The organism is Pristimantibacillus sp. PTI5, from assembly GCF_048572955.1.
Classification (GTDB): domain Bacteria; phylum Bacillota; class Bacilli; order Paenibacillales; family Paenibacillaceae; genus Pristimantibacillus.
Genome location: NZ_CP183886.1, coordinates 1,727,796 through 1,745,173, shown reverse-complemented (window position 1 = coordinate 1,745,173; position 17,378 = coordinate 1,727,796). Strand labels below are relative to the sequence as shown.

Annotated in this window: 13 protein-coding genes; 12 read left to right on the top strand and 1 reads right to left on the bottom strand. The window is 51.6% G+C overall.

Annotation, left to right across the window (positions count from 1 at the left end; genetic code table 11):
• Nucleotide 1: 1 nt before the first annotated feature.
• Nucleotides 2-946 carry a DoxX family membrane protein gene (locus tag ACN6MW_RS07845; protein WP_419874963.1) on the bottom strand — a complete coding sequence of 315 codons (945 nt, stop codon included), beginning with the start codon at nucleotides 944-946 and terminating at the stop codon, nucleotides 2-4.
• Between the two features lie 182 nt (nucleotides 947-1,128).
• Here ACN6MW_RS07845 and ACN6MW_RS07840 point away from each other — a divergent pair, with 182 nt between their 5' ends.
• From ACN6MW_RS07840 to ACN6MW_RS07785, 12 genes are all read left to right on the top strand, one after another.
• The gene (locus ACN6MW_RS07840; protein WP_419874962.1) at nucleotides 1,129-1,476 is read left to right on the top strand and encodes a metal-sensitive transcriptional regulator; all 348 of its coding nucleotides are present in this window, start codon (nucleotides 1,129-1,131) and stop codon (nucleotides 1,474-1,476) included.
• A gap of 20 nt (nucleotides 1,477-1,496) precedes the next feature.
• Entirely contained in the window at nucleotides 1,497-1,697 is a 201-nt protein-coding gene (locus ACN6MW_RS07835; RefSeq protein ID WP_364145848.1) for a copper ion binding protein, read from the top strand.
• A gap of 107 nt (nucleotides 1,698-1,804) precedes the next feature.
• Nucleotides 1,805-4,018 carry a heavy metal translocating P-type ATPase gene (locus ACN6MW_RS07830; protein WP_419874961.1) on the top strand — a complete coding sequence of 738 codons (2,214 nt, stop codon included), beginning with the start codon at nucleotides 1,805-1,807 and terminating at the stop codon, nucleotides 4,016-4,018.
• 30 nt (nucleotides 4,019-4,048) lie between these two features.
• Nucleotides 4,049-4,966, top strand: a complete 918-nt coding sequence (locus ACN6MW_RS07825; RefSeq protein WP_419874960.1) for a hypothetical protein — start codon at nucleotides 4,049-4,051, stop codon at nucleotides 4,964-4,966.
• A gap of 644 nt (nucleotides 4,967-5,610) precedes the next feature.
• Entirely contained in the window at nucleotides 5,611-7,032 is a 1,422-nt protein-coding gene (locus ACN6MW_RS07820; RefSeq protein ID WP_419874959.1) for an ABC transporter substrate-binding protein, read from the top strand.
• 166 nt (nucleotides 7,033-7,198) lie between these two features.
• The gene (locus tag ACN6MW_RS07815) at nucleotides 7,199-10,198 is read left to right on the top strand and encodes an extracellular solute-binding protein (RefSeq protein WP_419874958.1); all 3,000 of its coding nucleotides are present in this window, start codon (nucleotides 7,199-7,201) and stop codon (nucleotides 10,196-10,198) included.
• A 2-nt stretch (nucleotides 10,199-10,200) separates the two neighbouring features.
• Entirely contained in the window at nucleotides 10,201-11,163 is a 963-nt protein-coding gene (locus tag ACN6MW_RS07810) for a carbohydrate ABC transporter permease (RefSeq protein WP_364147263.1), read from the top strand.
• Nucleotides 11,164-11,169: 6 nt separating this feature from the next.
• The gene (locus ACN6MW_RS07805) at nucleotides 11,170-12,030 is read left to right on the top strand and encodes a carbohydrate ABC transporter permease (protein ID WP_364145858.1); all 861 of its coding nucleotides are present in this window, start codon (nucleotides 11,170-11,172) and stop codon (nucleotides 12,028-12,030) included.
• Nucleotides 12,031-12,043: 13 nt separating this feature from the next.
• Nucleotides 12,044-13,543 (top strand): hypothetical protein, encoded by a 1,500-nt coding sequence (locus ACN6MW_RS07800; RefSeq protein ID WP_419874957.1) that lies wholly within the window; start codon nucleotides 12,044-12,046, stop codon nucleotides 13,541-13,543.
• A complete protein-coding gene (locus tag ACN6MW_RS07795; RefSeq protein WP_419874956.1) occupies nucleotides 13,527-14,144 on the top strand; it encodes a YIP1 family protein in 618 nt (205 codons plus the stop codon). Before ACN6MW_RS07800 ends, ACN6MW_RS07795 begins: the two co-directional genes overlap by 17 nt.
• A gap of 9 nt (nucleotides 14,145-14,153) precedes the next feature.
• On the top strand, nucleotides 14,154-16,493 hold the full coding sequence (locus ACN6MW_RS07790; protein WP_419874955.1) for a DUF5696 domain-containing protein: 2,340 nt from the start codon (nucleotides 14,154-14,156) through the stop codon (nucleotides 16,491-16,493).
• A 2-nt stretch (nucleotides 16,494-16,495) separates the two neighbouring features.
• A complete protein-coding gene (locus ACN6MW_RS07785) occupies nucleotides 16,496-17,374 on the top strand; it encodes a carbohydrate ABC transporter permease (protein WP_419874954.1) in 879 nt (292 codons plus the stop codon).
• The last annotated feature ends 4 nt before the right edge of the window (nucleotides 17,375-17,378 follow it).

Sequence of the window (17,378 nt, the reverse complement as noted above, 5' to 3'; positions counted from 1 at the left end):
GTTAAGCGAAGCGATAATAAATAAGCACGAAGGTAGCCAGCACAAAGATAAAGTTGAGCGATACGAATATCATTTGATCGATCACCGTTCGGTGCATCGAGACAGGCGGCTTATAGAAGCTGGCGCCCTCGATAATAAACAGGATCAGCACGATATGGATCATAAAATGACCGGCAAGCTCCATCATGCCGAACAGCATCGTCGTTGAGATGAAAATAAGCGTCAACACGACGGATAACAGCCGGTTCAAAATGCCGACGACAAGCAAATAACCGACAATAAATTCGATGAACCCTGCCATGACGATAAACAGCGCCGGCTCGAAGCCGAACGTCGGCACGTTATGGTTGGCGATAATATCCTCTGCCATCGTGGGATAAATCCATTTTTCCACGGCGACCCAGCTAAGCGACAGCCCGGTTCCTAAGTAGAGAAGCGGGAAGCCCCACTCAGATTCCTTGGTTCTCTCGAGGAGAAGGACGCCGATAATGGCTAGATAAAAGCCGTAATCGAGCATATGGAACAGTCCGGCTTCGATGCCCGTGTCAATAAACAAGACGAGCATGGCAAGCGCTCCTATCTTCGTCGCATAATGCTGCGGAATAAGCAGTAGCGCGATTGCTGTCCACATGAGGATGGTCTGCCAACCGCTTGTCAGCTCGAACTCAAGCGCGAAGCGCGTTCCCGAAGCGGCTTGAATGAGCAGCGATGCGGCAGTGCCGTATTTGAGAATCGGCAAGGAATATTTTCTAAGCTTATCGAGCTCGCTGTCAATTCGCGTCGAGAGCTTCGATTTGGAAATCGCCGGCAATAGCTGGGTCAGTACCGCCAGGAGAACCGCAACAAACAGGGCCAGTGTCATGAAAAAAGGTGAGAGCACGGCGGCGATCGGTACTTTCTCCGGGACGACGTCTGTGAACCATTTGACATGTGCATAATAATCCATAAGCTGCTATTCCTCCGATTAGATGTGGTTTACAGTTGTTTACGAGGATCGTAGCATATTGCCCACCATAATAAAAGTGCCAGGAATGGAATAAAAACACAAAATTAAAAATGGTGTTTACATACCCTATGGGGGTATGCTAAACTGAGTTCAGAAGCATATACCCCATGGAGGTATGTAGAATGAATAAAAGCACGGCAAACAAGGAAGTGCACGAGGATTCTTCCGCAGAATGCTGCGATTCGGCTGCTCCTCGCAAGAGCCATCACTCGGAGCAGATGAAAGACAATTTAACGAAACGCCTTAATCGAATCGAAGGACAAATTCGGGGCGTAAAAGCCATGATTGAGAAAGATACGTATTGCGATGATGTGCTGAATCAGATCGCGGCCGCGCAATCCGCTCTAAACAGCGTAGGAAAGCTGCTGCTTGAGGGGCATATGAAAAGCTGCGTCATTGAACGCATTCAAGCTGGCGAGAGCGAAGTGATTGATGAATTGCTGGTTACGGTTAACAAATTAATGAAATAGACGGAGAGGGGAATTATAAAATGGCTAATGCAGTATTGAAAGTAGAGGGAATGACTTGCGGGCACTGCGTAAGTGCAGTTGAGAAAGCAGTCGGCAATGCGGGTGCCGTAGGCAAGGTTGATTTGGCGGGCAAGAAGGTATCGGTCGAGTTTGATGAAAGCAAAGTAACGCTTGAAGCCGTCAAAGCAGCCATCGAGGATCAAGGCTACGATGTGGTTTAAGCCTTTGGCATCGCGTAATGATCAAGCAAGCAGAGGCTGAGCCCAGCCTCTCTTTTTTTACAAAAATATATACCCCATGAGGGTATAGTGCCGGTAGGTGAGCATGCATGGATAAAGCGCAAACGACCATTCAAATTACGGGAATGACCTGCGCGGCCTGCGCGAATCGGATTGAGAAAGGCCTCAATCGGATGGAAGGCGTCGAGGCCAATGTAAATTTGGCGCTGGAGCGGGCGTCGGTTCGTTATGATCCGCTTGTGGTAGATGATGCTAAGCTGGAGCAAAAAATTATTGATTTAGGTTATGGCACAATTAAGCAGACGGCAGATTCAAACGAGAACGCCGGTGATTACAAGAAGCAAGAAATTAGACGGCAGCAGCTGCGGCTTGCCGCTGCCATCGCGCTTTCCTTGCCGCTGCTGTGGGCGATGGCGGGACATTTCGCATTCACAAGCTTCCTGCCGGTGCCGCAGCTGTTTATGAATGCTTGGTTTCAGCTTGCGCTGGCTGCGCCGGTTCAGTTCATTATCGGCTGGCCGTTTTACGTGGGTGCTTACAAAGCGCTTCGGAACGGCAGCGCCAATATGGATGTGCTCGTAGCGCTGGGAACGTCAGCGGCATTCTTCTACAGCTTATACGAGACGTTCCGGACATTAAACCCGTCTGGGCACGGCGCTCATGAGGCGGAGCTTTATTACGAGACAAGCGCGGTGCTCATTACCTTGATCGTGCTCGGCAAGCTGCTGGAGGCTTTGGCGAAAGGAAGATCCTCCGAAGCGATCAAGACGCTGATGGGACTGCAAGCCGCTTCGGCGCTCGTGATTCGGAATGGAGTAGAGCAGCGCATAGCCGCGCAGGACGTAATCGCGGGCGATATCCTGCTCGTAAAGCCGGGCGAGAAAATTCCCGTCGACGGTATCGTGCTGGACGGCTCGTCAACCGTCGACGAAGCGATGCTCACGGGAGAGAGCATGCCGGTCGAGAAACGCCAAGGCGATGAGCTGATTGGCGCTACGATCAACAAAAACGGCGCGCTGCGGATGCAAGCCACAAAAGTCGGCAAAGAGACGGCGCTCGCTCAGATCATCAGGGTCGTTGAGGAAGCACAGGGCTCAAAGGCGCCTATTCAGCGGGTCGCCGACCGGATTTCAGGGATCTTTGTGCCGATCGTGACCATTTTGGCGGCTGCCGCATTTGCGGTTTGGTATTTGATTATTGAGCCTGGCGAGCTGGGGAATGCGCTGGAGAAGGCGATTGCGGTGCTCGTTATTGCTTGCCCGTGCGCGCTTGGTCTGGCGACTCCGACCTCGATTATGGCCGGATCGGGAAGAGCGGCCGAGCTCGGCGTTTTATTCAAGGGCGGAGAGCATTTGGAGAGCACGCATCATATTGATACGGTGGTGCTGGATAAGACGGGTACCGTCACGAAAGGCAAACCTGAATTAACCGATGTTAGGACTGCCGCAGGCTTTGAGGAAAAACGGCTGCTCAGCTGGGTCGGAGCAGCGGAAAAAAACTCGGAGCATCCCGTTGCCGAAGCGCTTGTGACAGGGATCCAGGCTCGCTCGATTGCGCTGCCGGAGGCGGAGCATTTTGAAGCGGTGCCCGGTTTTGGGATTGAGGCGCTGGTTAACGGGCAACAATTGCTGGTAGGGACCCGGCGGCTGATGGAGAAACACGGCGTGAATGTCCAAAAGGCAGAAGCAGAGCAGCAGGAGCTGGAATCGGAAGGAAAAACGGTCATGCTTATCGCGGTCAACGGACAATATGCGGGCATGGCTGCGGTAGCGGATACGGTAAAGGAAACGTCGGCGGCTGCCGTTGCCCGCCTGAAGGCGATGGGACTCGAGGTCATTATGCTGACGGGGGATAACGAACGAACGGCACGGGCGGTAGCGAAGGCTGTCGGCATTGAACGCGTTCTTGCCGAGGTATTGCCCGAGCAGAAGGCAAAGGCGGTTCAGGAGCTGCAGGCGGAGGGACGCAAGGTAGCTATGGTCGGCGACGGCATGAACGATGCGCCTGCGCTCGTCGCGGCCGATATCGGGATGGCGATTGGCGGAGGGACCGACGTGGCGATTGAGGCCGCGGACATCACGCTGATGCGCGGCGATTTGAACAGCATCGCGGACGCCATTCGAATGAGCAAGGTTACCATGGCTAATATCAAACAAAATTTATTCTGGGCGCTCGCCTACAATGTCATCGGCATACCGATTGCCGCAGCCGGTTTTCTTGCTCCATGGCTGGCAGGAGCAGCTATGGCATTAAGCTCGGTATCCGTAGTGTTGAACGCGCTCAGGCTGCAAAGGATGCGATAATACGATATGAATAAGGGAGCATCGGGAAAAATGAAATATAGAAAGCGTACGGCTGCTGCGGCTATCATCGTGCTAAGCTTGCTTGCTGCCGGCTGCGGCAGCGCATCTAACGACGAGCATGCAGAGCATGCTTCGGATAATCAAGAGGCGGCAAACGAGCATAGCGGACATCCTGCCAGCGAGAACGGGAATGCAGGCGGCGACAGCCATAGCGGTCACGGCAGCGATGGTGATGGTGACGCCTCGGAAAAGCCAGCCGCGGATCTGTCGCAAGAATGGCGTTTTTCGCCGCAGAACCCGAAGCCGGGAGAAGAGACGAATATCGAGTTGTTTTTGTATGACAACGCAGGCAAGCCGATTGAGAAATATGAGGTCAACCATGAAAAGCAGATGCATCTGATCATTGTTAGCGAAGATATGGCTGAGTTCATGCATATTCACCCGGAATATGCGGGCGAAGGCAAATTCGAGGCTGCGGCTTCCTTCGCCAAGAGCGGAGCGTACAAGCTGTTTGCGGATTTTATTCCTACAGGCTCCGCCCAGACGACGATTACATCGACACTCAAGGTTGCAGGGACGAAGGAAACCGCAGAGCCGCTGGAGAAGGATGCGGAATTGACCAAAAGCGTTGACGGCATTACGGCAGCATTAAAGGTATCCTCATTCAAAGCGGGCGAAGAGGCGGATTTGACCTTTACGTTTAACGATGCGGCAACGAAGCAGCCGATTACCGATTTGCAGCCTTATTTAGGCGCGATCGGGCATGTCGTTATTTTGAATAAGGATCTGACACGCTATCTGCATGTTCATCCGAAGGACGGGAATGGCAGCGGGCCGACCGCCGACTTCTCAACGAGTTTCCCGGAGCCGGGCTTATACAAAATATGGGGCCAATTTCAACGGAACGGAAAAACATTTATTATTCCGTTTACGGTCGAGGCCGAATGATAAAGGAAAGTCCGATAACCTTTATATAAATGCTAATCACCTGGAAACGGGTGATTTTTTTATGTTTTTTTTACGGAGCGCAGGCATGGAAAACCCTTTTGTTATGCGGATTCTGAGCAGGTATGAGGGGACGGGAATAGAAAACGCTTACTAAAAATATTGAAAAATGAAATTTTGGGGCTTGAAAAGATGGGAATACGTGTTAAACTAATCGTGTAACAAAGTTGTTAATCGATTAATATAATTGCTATTTCTTTTGGAGGTGAGCGTGAGCCGATTCAGCATGCGGGATTATTGGTTCTCTAATCCAATGCCGCGCTTTACGGTTAATAAATTAACGATTTATGAAGCAGCTGGGAGTGTGAATCCTATCACTGCTTATCGTATTCGTAAATTGGGATTGCTGCCAATAGGGTATTGCATGATCCAATCGCGTTAGTAACGGCTGCTAATCAAGGGGAGTCAGGACAGCATGATAGGCATAAGAAATCATTTTGTTAAAACAATGCTTGAATGGCGATTAATAAATTAGTTAATCAAAGGAATGGAATCAAACTCGAAAAACGTGTCAGGTACTAATGACTATATCTTTTAAGAGATGAATTGTAAACGCTTTATTTCTAAAAAATAAAGGAGGAATTTAGATGAAAAAGATGGCAAGCACTTTCATTTTTATGTTGGCACTGATCATGCTCGTTACAGCCTGCTCCAGCGGTGCCGGAACGAACACGGTCAACAACGGCACGGAAAATACGCCTGCGAATGCAGGAAGCACGAACGAAGCGGCGACGAACGAGCCGGCAGCAGAAAATGCGGAATCCGGGGATGCGGCTGCCAAATCGACCGTCGATCCATCCATCTCCGGAGAAGTAACGTTCTGGACGTTCCTCGACAATAAAGAAAAGGATGCAGCTCTCCAAAAGGCATTTAACGAAGTTTATCCAAACATTAAGCTGAAAACGATTTTTGTGCCGTTTGCAGATTTGCATGATAAGCTGCAAACGACTTTGGCAGCAGGAAAAGGCGCACCGGATGTAGCTCTGGTCGAGCAAGGCCAATTTACCCGTTACAGCACTGGCAACGTGCTGGAGGATTTGCTTCAGCCGCAATATGACGCCGGCAAATACCAAAGCCTCGTGTCCGAGTACAACTGGAACCGCTGGTCATCCATCGACGGCAGCAAATTGCTTGGTATGCCGTGGGATGTTACGCCTGCCGTCACTTACTACCGCGCAGACATTTTCGAAGAGCTGGGCCTGCCTTCCGATCCAGCCGAGCTTGGCGAGTACATTCAAGACCCGGACAATTTCTTCACGCTTGCTCAAACCTTGAAAGCAAACGGAAAGTACTCGATGGAATGGCGCGATTCACCGGTTCACTGGCTTGGTGACTCGGTAGGCTACTATGACAGCGAAATGAACTGGATACGGAATACGGACGAATTCGTGAAATTCCTTGATATTTCGAAGCAAGTTAACCAATTGAAAATTGCTCCTCATGACGGCATCTACAGCGACAAAGGCAAGCAGCGCGTGAAAAAGGGCGAATCCCCGATGTACGTAGCGGGAACTTTCGGCGCGCGTGACCTGGAAATCAACTTCCCGGATCAAAAGGGCAAATGGAGAGCAACCACAATGCCTTTCGGCCTGAACGTAGGCATGGGCGGATCGACCTTCGTTATTCCTTCGCAAAGCGGAAACAAAGACGCGGCATGGGCATTCGTGGAATTCATTACGACTTCCGAAGCAGCATGGAAGCTTTGGATTGAGCAATCCGTTCAACCGGACTACAAGCATATTACTAGCCAAGAATGGTACATCAACCACACGAACCCGTACCTTGGCGACCAAGAGGATTACAAGTTCTACAATGAGCTTGCGAGCTTGATTCCGGTAAGACGCTACACTCGTCTTGACGGCTTGGCATGGCCGCTATGGGTAGAAGGCGTGCTCGCTGCGCTTGATAAAAACATCGATTCCAAAACAGCGATTCAGCAAACGCAAGAAAATATCGAGAACAAGCTGAAGGCTGAAAAAGAAAAATTGTTGAAGGAGCTTGCGCAATAGCTCTTACAGTAATCAGTGCCGTTCAGATCCGGATCATCCTTCCAAGCGGAGGATGATTCGGCATTTCAGCACGACCGGAAATTTAACTTTCATCGCGAAACGATAGCTGAACCGCCTGAGAATGACGGCAGCCGTTTACGCTAGTATGGCAAGGGGGTGCTCCTTGGTGATTCGTTGGCTAAGTAAGTATAAGGTAACATTGGTTGTCATTGCCGCATTAGTCTGCTTCTTTTTGTGGTGGAATAATTCAAGGGGCTACAACGATGATGCAATGGCTGGAATTGCGCTGGATGCGGGAATCGATGAATCGTCAATTTTGGAAGGTGAAGACGCCAGCAGCAAGCTGGAGCCGTCTTTTAATAAATATGCGGACAGCTGGAATGAGCAGGGTGCAGCGGATACGAAGGGTTTCAACGTGACGCTGGCTTCAACTGATTATTTAGCGATCAGCGAGGCGGGGACTCGAATTGAAACGGGCCTTGGCGGTCAAGCCGGCCAAGCATTGGCGCTAATCGATGAAGATAGCTGGGCGGATTATGCCTTTGAGGTGCCGGAGGACGGCTACTATCAGATGGGGATGAGCTACTACGCTATGGAGGGCAAACGCTCATCGGTTGTTCGCAGCGTGCAGATCGACGGGCAGTATCCTTTTTACCAGGCCAAAAAGCTGGAATTCCAGAGGATGTGGAAGGAAGCAGGCGAGCCTTGGTTCGATAATCAAAACAATGAATTCAATCCTCGCAGGGAAGAGACTGCAGGCTGGCAGTACCGGGAATTCCGTGATTCGGAAGGGAAAACGTACGATCCGTTCCGGTTCTACCTGACGAAGGGCAAGCACACGCTTCGCATACAAGCAGTGCGTGAGCCGGCTGCAATCGGGAAGATCGATATTTACTCGCCGGTACAATTGCCGACCTATGCAGAAGTGGCTGCCGCGTATGAGCAGAAGGGCTATAAGAAAACCGAGGGCCAGCTAATAAAAGTACAAGCGGAGCTCTCGACTTTGAAGTCAGATCCCACGCTCAAACGGATCGAGGACCGCGAGCCGGCAACGGAGCCGTTCAAGAAAGATTCGATCGTGCTCAACACGTTCGGCGGAGCGAGCTGGCGGACGGGGGGACAATGGGCAGAGTGGGAGGTCGAGGTGCCGGAGAGCGGCTTGTATGAGATTGGCGCCCGTTACGGGCAATGGTTTCTGAACGGCATGCCGACACAACGAACGGTAACGATCGATGGCAAGCTGCCCTTTAAAGAAATGAATGAAATTTCCTTTCCTTACAAGTCCGAATTCCAAATTTCCAAATTTGGCGGCAATAGCGAGAGCAATGAGCCTTATCTCTATTATTTGGAGAAGGGCAAGCATACGATTCGCATGGAAGTGCAGGTCGGAGCGCTTGGCCGGATGCTGGAGACGGTTACGGATACGACGCGCAAAATGTCTCTTCTGGGACGCGAGGTCATTCAAGTAACCGGGACGAATCCCGACCCGAACGGCGACTGGCGCTTGGAGCAAAATATTGCGAACCTGGTGCCGCGCCTGCAGTTGATGGCGAAAAGCTTCGATGAAACGATCAAGGGGCTGTACGCGCTTGGCGTCGATGAAGGCAGCTCGGAGGTGAGCACGCTTTATGAAGTCCGGGATGTGTTGCTGAGCATGGCAGAGGATTCCTCTTCCATTCCGGGAAGAATGCCGCAGTTCAATGATCTGCAGGCATCGCTCGGGACATGGGTGAACGGGCTGAGCAAGCAAAGCCTGCTGCTTGATTATCTCATCATTAAATCCCCGGATACGGCTTGGCCGAAGCCTGCCGCCGGATGGGTGGCGAGAACGGGCACGATGCTGTACGACTTTACGAGCTCCTTTACGAAAAATTACGGCGGTATCGGCAATGTCTACGAAGACGAGCAGGTGCTCGACGTATGGGTAGCCAGGGGCCGTGATTGGGTCGATATCATCAAGCAGATGATTGACGAGGATTTCACGACGGAGACGGGCATTAAAGTAAACGTCAACGTTATACCGGCACAGCAAATGCAAGTGCTTCTGCTTGCGAGCACAGCCGGCCTCGCGCCGGATGTCGCGCTAGGCGTAGAGGGCGAAATTCCGATCGATTACGCCGTCCGGAACGGGCTGGTTAACCTCGAGGAGTACGAAGATTACGATGAGGTAGCCGCGCGCTTCAGGCCAGGCGCGCTCATTCCTTACAAATATGACGGCGGCAGCTATGCCCTGCCGGAGAATCAAAACTTCAACATGCTGTTCTATCGCAAGGATATTATGCAGCAGCTGGGCATAAAGGAGGAAGAAATTCCGGACACCTGGCAGGAAGTGATGGATCTTATCCCTATCTTGCAGCAGAACGGGATGGACTTCTTCTACCCGCATGCGCCGAACAATCCGGCCCTTGCAATCAATGAATTCGCTCCGTTCCTATTCCAGCAGAACAGCGAGTTCTACCGTGAAGGCGGTAAATTCTCGAACCTCGATTCGCCGGAAGCGATGGAGGCGTTCAAGCTGTGGACGGGTCTGTTCACGAACTTTAAAATCTCGAAGCAAGCGGACTTCTATAACCGCTTCCGTTCCGGTGAAATGCCGATCGGGGTAGCGGATTACTCGACCTATGTACTGCTGTCTACGGCAGCGCCGGAGCTGACGGGCTGGTGGGGGATGAAGCCGATGCCGGGCATTCAGCAGGAGGACGGACAAATTAACCGTTCGACCGGGGGCCTTGCACAAACGGGCATGATCTTCAAAGACACGGACATGAAGGAACAGTCATGGGAATTCCTGAAGTGGTGGACGAGCGCGGATACGCAGGAAAGATTCGGCTCTGAGCTGGAAGCGCTGCTCGGCGTCGAGGCGAGATGGAATACGGCCAATATCGAAGCGCTGCAGCGTATGCCTTGGCAGTCCTCGGATATCGAGGCCATCCTGGAGCAGTGGGAATGGTTCAAGGAACGCGAGGTCGTTATCGGCGGTTACTACACGACAAGGCATATCGCGAATATTTGGAACCAAATCGTACTGAACGGCAAAATACCGCGTGAAGCGGTGGAGGAAGGCGTTAAGGAAATCGATAAGGAACTGCGCAAGAAGCGCGAAGAATTTGGCTTAAACGAAGAACCCGCCGATCAGGCAGCTTCAAAAGGAGGCGATAGTCCGTGAAAATGAACACAGAGCCGGCGGCGATAACCGTGGACACTCCAAAAGCGGAGCGCCTCCGCAAGCCGGGCAAAATGTCCTTGCTGTGGCAGGAAATGAAGAGAAACAAGGTATCCTACTTGTTTCTCGCCCCGTTCCTCATCCTGTTCACGCTGTTTACGATCGTTCCGGTCGTCACATCGGTCGTTCTGAGCTTCACGTATTACAACATTTTGGAGGCGCCGAGATTTATCGGCCTCTCCAATTACAGGCTCTTGTTCGTAGATGACGATATCTTCCTCAAAGCGATTGGCATTACCTTGAAATTCGCGTTCATAACAGGGCCGGTCGGCTATGTCATGGCGTTTCTGCTGGCTTGGCTCATCAGCCAAATCCCGCAAAAATACCGCTTTTTCTATACGCTTTGTTACTACACGCCATCGATAACGAGCGCAACGGCGATGTCGGTCGTTTGGCTCTATCTGTTTGCGGGCGACCGCAAAGGACTGCTCAACTATTTTGCATCGAAGCTGGGCATTATCGACGAGCCGTATTTGTTTTTGCAAAATATTAATTCGATCGTTCCCGTTATCATTATCGTTTCCTTGTGGATGTCGATGGGCGTAGGCTTTCTGGCCTTCCTTGCCGGTCTTCAAAACGTACCGAAGGATTTGTATGAGGCAGGAGAGATTGACGGTATCAAATATAGATGGCAGCAGCTCATTTATATTACGGTACCGTCGGTTAAGCCGCAGCTGCTGTTCGGCGCGGTGCTCCAGGTCGTTAGCTCGCTGACCGTATTCGATGTCAGTGTCCAGCTCGTCGGCTTGCCGAGTCCGCTGTACGCGGGCCATACGATTTTGACGCATTTATTCGATTACGCCTTTATTAAGTTTGAGATGGGCTATGCTGCGGCCATCGCGGTCGTGCTGTTCGTCATGATGATCGGACTGAACCGTCTCATATTCAAATGGCTAGGAAAGGACTGAACCGATATGACTGGCGCAGTAAAAGGCAGGAAGGACTGGGGCGGCTTTCTCCTCTATTTATTTCTAACGTTGTTCGGTCTTTTGATGCTTGCACCGCTCGTTTACATGGTATCTACCGCCTTTAAACCGACAAGCGAGCTGTTCCTATTCCCGCCGCGGTTTTTCGTGAACAACCCGACGTTGATCAACTTTCGCGATCTATTGCTCATTACGGGAACGACGAGCGTTCCGTTCTCGCGGTTTATATTTAACAGCTTGCTGATCAGCTCCTGTATCGTCGGCTTCGGCATTATCGTATCGGCGATGGCGGCTTACCCGCTCGCGAAGCATAACATGCCGTTCCGCAGCGCGATTTTTAACATGGTCGTGCTCGCGATCATGTTCTCGCCGATGGTCGTTCAAATCCCGCAATATTTGCTTATCAGCAAAATCGGCCTGATCAATACGTATTGGGCGATGATATTGCCGTATTTGGCCGCTCCGATCGGGATGTTTTTGATGACGCAGTTTTTGCGCCAAATTCCGGATGCTCTGCTGGAGGCGGCCCGCATGGACGGCGCATCCGAATGGAAGGTATTCTGGGTTGTCGTCATGCCGATGCTGAAGCCGGCCATTGCTACGTTTGCTTTATTCAGCTTTATATCCGCATGGAATGATCCGTATCCGGCGATGGTCTATACGACCGATCAGGATATGAAATCCTTGCCGCTTGCGATCCAGACATTAAGCGGCGGATACGGCGTGGTCGCGCGTGTCGGAACATTGGCGGCCGCAAGTTTACTGATGATTGTGCCGACGATTATCGTCTTTATCGTCACTCAGCGCTTGGTGCTGCAAACGATGGCGCATTCAGGTCTGAAAGAGTAGGAGGACAACCGGGATGAAGCAGGTTACGATATTCCGATGCGTTGTCAGTACGGCTATCGCTTTACTGATGTTAGTTACAGCTCTGCCGGTTCAAACGTTCGCCGCCTCTCCTTACGAGGGATATACGAGGAACAAGCTGGGCGAAGACGTTCATTCGATTAACGGCTACATGTACGAGAGCTCGATTGATGGATATAACTTGTCGTCGGGGCCGTTTAACGCACCCGAGGATGTTTTCCTTGCGGACGACGGAACGATTTATGTCGTTGACACCGGCAACAGCCGCGTCGTGCATTTGGATGCGAATCACGAGGTGCTGAAAATCATTGGCGATGCCGAAGGGGACGGCATGCTGAACGAGCCGAAGGGCGTTTATGTAAAGCAGGATGGTACCGTCTATGTAGCCGATACGAAAAACCAGCGGATCGCGATTTTTGATCAAAACGGCAAATTCGTAAAGCAGTACGGAAAGCCAGAAAGCCCGCTGCTGGGAGCAACCTTCTCCTATTCACCATCGAAGCTGCTCGTCGATAAGCGTAATTATATGTTTGTCGTGAGCGATGGCAACACGCAGGGACTCATTCAAATTGATCCAAACGGCCAATTCAAAGGCTTTTACGGCGCGAATCACGTCGGCTTCAGCTGGAGCCGCTTGTTCGTGAAGCTTGTCGCGACGGATGAGCAGAAGGCAAAGCTGTCGGTGGTGAAGCCGCTTGAGTTCTCCAATGCGGTGCAGGATGCGGAAGGCTTTATTTACACGTCCACACTCGGAACGGAAATGAATCAATTGAAGCGGCTGTCGCCTGTCGGCGTCGATACGCTCAATGTCGTTCCGAAAAGGTACGGCGGACGTTTCGATGCAGGCCCGTTTGAGGTTCCTTCGTTCCTTGATCTGGCTGTCGACAAGGACGGCGTGATTACCGCGCTCGATCTGCAATCCAGCAAGGTGTACCAATACGATAAGCTGGGCAATTTTTTGTTCGTGTTCGGCGGGCTTGGGGATCAGAACGGCTTGTTCATTACGCCGTCGAGCCTTGCGCAGTCGGCGGACGGCACGGTTTATGTGGTAGACAAAGGACGTAACCGGATCGATCTGTTTCGGACGACTCCCTTTGCTGATCTCGTGCATGATGCTTCGCGGCTGTTCGTTGACGGACGCTATAAGGAAGCCGAGGGAATGTGGAACGAGGTGCTGCATTTGAATGCAAACTTCGATCTCGCTTATCTGGCCATCGGCAAATCGCTCTATAAAGCGGAGAACTATAAGGATGCCATGACTTATTTTGAGCTGGCAAGATCGCGCTTCGATTATTCGGTTGCGTTCAAGGAATATCGGAAGGAATATATCAGGGAGCATTTTGCATGGATCTGTTTAGCCATTATCGTGCTTATCGTTGCCTTGCGCTATGTCATTCCATTCCTGTGGAGAAGGACAGCTGCGTTTCTGGCAGCCCGCAATACCGCAAGAGCGGTTGGCATGAAGGGAGGGGTGCCCCATGATCGCAACGTTTAAAATGATGCGGCAGGTGCTCGTGCACCCGATTGATTTCTACCATGACATCCAGGAGCCGGGCCGCATTAAGTGGGGGCAGGCGCTCTTCATTGTCGCACTCGCTTATTTGGCGAGAATGATTGCGATTCTAATTACGGGCTACGCATTTGAGACAAGGGAAACCTACGAGATTTCGTTCGTGCATGAGCTGATCTGGATCGTTGTGCCTTGGTTAACCTGGACCGTGTCCAATTGGGGCGTCAGCGCCATTCTTGAGGGAGAAGGGAAGTTCAAGGAAGTATTCGTCGGCAGCGCGTTTGCGCTGGTGCCGTATGCAATTTTCATTATCCCGATTACGCTGCTTACGAATATTTTGGCGCTGGATGAAAGCTCGATTTATTCGTTCCTGATCAATTTCACCGTTTATTGGGTATGCTGGCTGCTGCTGCTGAAGGTCAGAATCGTTCATGATTTCGAGTTGATGAAAATGATATGGATCACGGTGCTGAGCATCATCGGCATATTGATCATCTGGTTTATCGGTATTCTCATGTTCGGCTTAGTCAATCAACTCATTAACTTTGTAGTAGACATGTTCAAAGAAATAAACTTCCGGAGGTAGGTGGACGAGATGAGGAAACAACGAAAATGGCTTATTATCGCGGCATTGCTGCTCGTTGTCAGCATATTCCCTCCAATCGGGACCGCGGAAGGGATTAACGAGGTGCAGGCAGAGGAAGATGCTGGCGGAAGCACGGCTGAGGCGGAGGCGGATGCCGTATCCGGCGAGGATGCTGCGGAAGCGACGGCTGCCGAAGCTGCTGCGGAGACGGCGGTACCTGCTGCCGCGGGGAATGTGAAGCTGTATCCCGTCACGGCGACGAAGCAGATCGCGGAAAACGACGGCTACAAAATGTACATCGACGAGAAGTCGGGCAATATTCGTCTCGTTGATAAACGAACGGATACGGAGTGGCTGGGCACGCCGCAGCTGCCTCGCACGACGATGCCCAATAACAAGAAGTTTATGGACGCAGCCGTTCATGTGAAATACACAGAGGGCTCCGATACGGTTCAAACGTACTTAACGAAGGAAAAGGAAAACAAGCTGAAGATCGAAACCATCGATGGCGGGGCTAAGGTTACCTTCCAATTCGTAAAGGAAAAGCTTGAGTTTGCTATGGAGTACCGCTTGGTGGAAAACGGCTTCGAGCTGACGATTCCGGAATCCTCGATTAAAGAATCCGGCAAAGCAAAGTTTGTGAGCATTGAGCCGCTGCCGTTCTGGAACGCGGCTGCCGATACGGAGGAAGGCGCAATCTTCCTGCCGGACGGCTCGGGCGCGCTTATGAAATACAGCGCGAAGCATCCGCAATTTTTTGCAGGCTACTCGGAAATGATTTACGGCGCGGATCCCGCTTACGTCACGCAGTCGCATGATAACATCGATCAGCTGTGGAGACAAAAGCTCGCGCCGAAGGAAGCAGTCGCGCTGCCTGTTTTCGGCAACTACCGAAATGAAGTCGGCTCGCTCGGAATCATAACGAAGGGACAGTATGATGCAAAGATCAACGGTACGCCATCGGGCATACGCGCGATTTCGTATTACCGGACGTCCGCGGAATTCGTATACCGCTGGAGCGATGTGATCTTTATTGGAACATCGGGCGAGATTCCGTTTTTCCAAGGAAACTGGATCAAAGGCGACCGGCAAACGCGTTACGTGCTGCTGCAGGATAAGCAGGCTGATTATGTCGGCATGGCGCAGGCATACGGCAAGTACTTGCAGGATGAGCAGGAGGTTAAGTCTACTGAGCAAACGACCGTGCCTGTGAAGGTGAAACTTCTCGGCGGAATTTCGCGGGATGAAGTACTCGGAAGCACGTTCATTCCCATGACGACCTTCGAGCAAGCGCGCGAAATTATCGATGCTTTCCAGCAAAAAGGGATAACGGATTTAGAGCTTACTTTTGCAGGATGGTCCGATGACGGCTTATATGGCGATCAGCCCGATCATTTCCCGGTAGAGAAGAAGCTGGGCGGGGCGAAGGATCTGAAGGAGCTTGCCGCCTATGCGGCTAATAAAGGCGTTTCGCTTTATTTGGAAGCCAATTATGCCCGCGCTTTCTCGGAGAGCGACGGCATGAAGAAGGGGAAGGACGCGATTCGCGGCATGGACCGGGAGGTTGCGCCGAGCACCGATTATTTTATCGGCAGCAGATGGAATGACGACAGCAGGCTCTTCTACTGGATGAAGCCGGAGCGCGTCATCAGCAAGCACTTGAAAAAAGAGCTGAAGGATTATGCGAAGCTGGGCATTTCAGGCGTGCATCTTGCCTACTGGGGAGATACGCTGTATTCCGATATCGATTCAAAATCGCTCGCGACGCGCGGCGAAACGGCAGCCGCATGGGTAAAAGCCGCTGATGACGTACGCAAAGCGACGGGCGGGGCATCGGTCGATTACGGCTTTGCTTATATGCTCGGACATATAGACGGCATAAGCGATGTGCCGCTGGATTCCAGCCATTTTATTTACAATGACGAGACCGTGCCTTTCTACCAAATCGCGGTGCGCGGTTTAGTGCCTTATGCGGCTAACCCGATCAATCTGCGTAACGATGCGCAAAACGAGCTGCTGCGGATGGTTGAATACGGCGCGCTGCCTAGTCTGGAGCTGACCTATGAGCCGACGACGAAGCTTCAGCGTACGCTGGAGGACCGGCTGTGGAGCTCGCAGTATACGACATGGATTGATGATGCTGCCGAGCAATATAAAGAGCTTGAGCCCATTTATAAAGCAATCTCGAATCAAGCGATTGCCGATCACGAGAATCTGGGCAGCGACGTATACAGAACGACTTACGCGAACGGAACGAAGGTTATTGTCAATTACGGCGGTGCACCGGCGACGGTCGATGGTCTTTCTGTTCCTGCGGCAGGCTATCTCATGCAGAACGGAGGGGAATGAGCATGGGCAAAAAATTAGGACTCTCGATGAGGGGCCGTCACATCTTTGAGGGCTACTCGTTCATTTCCATATGGATTGTCGGTTTCTTGCTGTTTATGGTCATTCCGCTCGGTAAGTCTCTCTATTACTCGCTTAATAATCTAGAGGTTACGAAGGAAGGGCTAAAAGCTTCCTATACTGGCTTAACCCATTACCGGGCTGCGTTTACGACCGACATCGATTTTGTTCCGTTGCTGCAAACCACGATTACGACGATGCTGTCGCAGGTGCCGCTGATTCTAATTTTTGCGATGTTCAGCGCTTTGCTGCTCAATCGCCAATTTCGCGGCCGTACGTTATTTCGCGGCATATTTTTCCTGCCGGTTATCATCGCATCCGGCGCGATTTTGAGGGAGCTGCTGGAGCAGGGCGCTGCCCAGCTCCCGATCTTCTACCAGTATGACCTGTTCAGCAAGCTGAACGCCTTCATACCGGAAAGTATTTTGGAACCGCTGCTTCAGTATGCAGATTCGCTTACGCTCGTCATGTGGGATTCCGGCGTTCAGATCTTGATTTTCATCGCGGGCTTACAGACCATTTCCCCTGCTTTATATGAAGCGGCCAAATGTGACGGAGCGACAAAATGGGAAAGCTTCTGGAAAATCACCTTCCCGATGATTATGCCGATGATGTTCGTAAACACGCTGTACAGCGTCGTGAACTCGTTCACCAAAACGGATAACCAAATTATGAACCATATTATGAATAACGTGTTCAAAACGAATAATTATGCTTACGGCTCTGCGATGGGCTGGATTTACTTTATTGTGATTTCGGTCGTGCTGGCGGTCGTGTTCTTTATTTTCCGCAAAAGCTTGTCAGCGACCGAAGGTAGGGGGTAGTGGG

Coding starts and splice junctions, on each gene's coding strand:
- ACN6MW_RS07810 (WP_364147263.1), top strand. CDS start 10,201: ATGAACACAGAGCCGGCGGCGATAACCGTGGACACTCCAAAAGCGGAG.
- ACN6MW_RS07840 (WP_419874962.1), top strand. CDS start 1,129: ATGAATAAAAGCACGGCAAACAAGGAAGTGCACGAGGATTCTTCCGCA.
- ACN6MW_RS07825 (WP_419874960.1), top strand. CDS start 4,049: ATGAAATATAGAAAGCGTACGGCTGCTGCGGCTATCATCGTGCTAAGC.
- ACN6MW_RS07845 (WP_419874963.1), bottom strand. CDS start 946: ATGGATTATTATGCACATGTCAAATGGTTCACAGACGTCGTCCCGGAG.
- ACN6MW_RS07790 (WP_419874955.1), top strand. CDS start 14,154: ATGAGGAAACAACGAAAATGGCTTATTATCGCGGCATTGCTGCTCGTT.
- ACN6MW_RS07830 (WP_419874961.1), top strand. CDS start 1,805: ATGGATAAAGCGCAAACGACCATTCAAATTACGGGAATGACCTGCGCG.
- ACN6MW_RS07800 (WP_419874957.1), top strand. CDS start 12,044: ATGAAGCAGGTTACGATATTCCGATGCGTTGTCAGTACGGCTATCGCT.
- ACN6MW_RS07795 (WP_419874956.1), top strand. CDS start 13,527: ATGATCGCAACGTTTAAAATGATGCGGCAGGTGCTCGTGCACCCGATT.
- ACN6MW_RS07820 (WP_419874959.1), top strand. CDS start 5,611: ATGAAAAAGATGGCAAGCACTTTCATTTTTATGTTGGCACTGATCATG.
- ACN6MW_RS07785 (WP_419874954.1), top strand. CDS start 16,496: ATGGGCAAAAAATTAGGACTCTCGATGAGGGGCCGTCACATCTTTGAG.
- ACN6MW_RS07835 (WP_364145848.1), top strand. CDS start 1,497: ATGGCTAATGCAGTATTGAAAGTAGAGGGAATGACTTGCGGGCACTGC.
- ACN6MW_RS07805 (WP_364145858.1), top strand. CDS start 11,170: ATGACTGGCGCAGTAAAAGGCAGGAAGGACTGGGGCGGCTTTCTCCTC.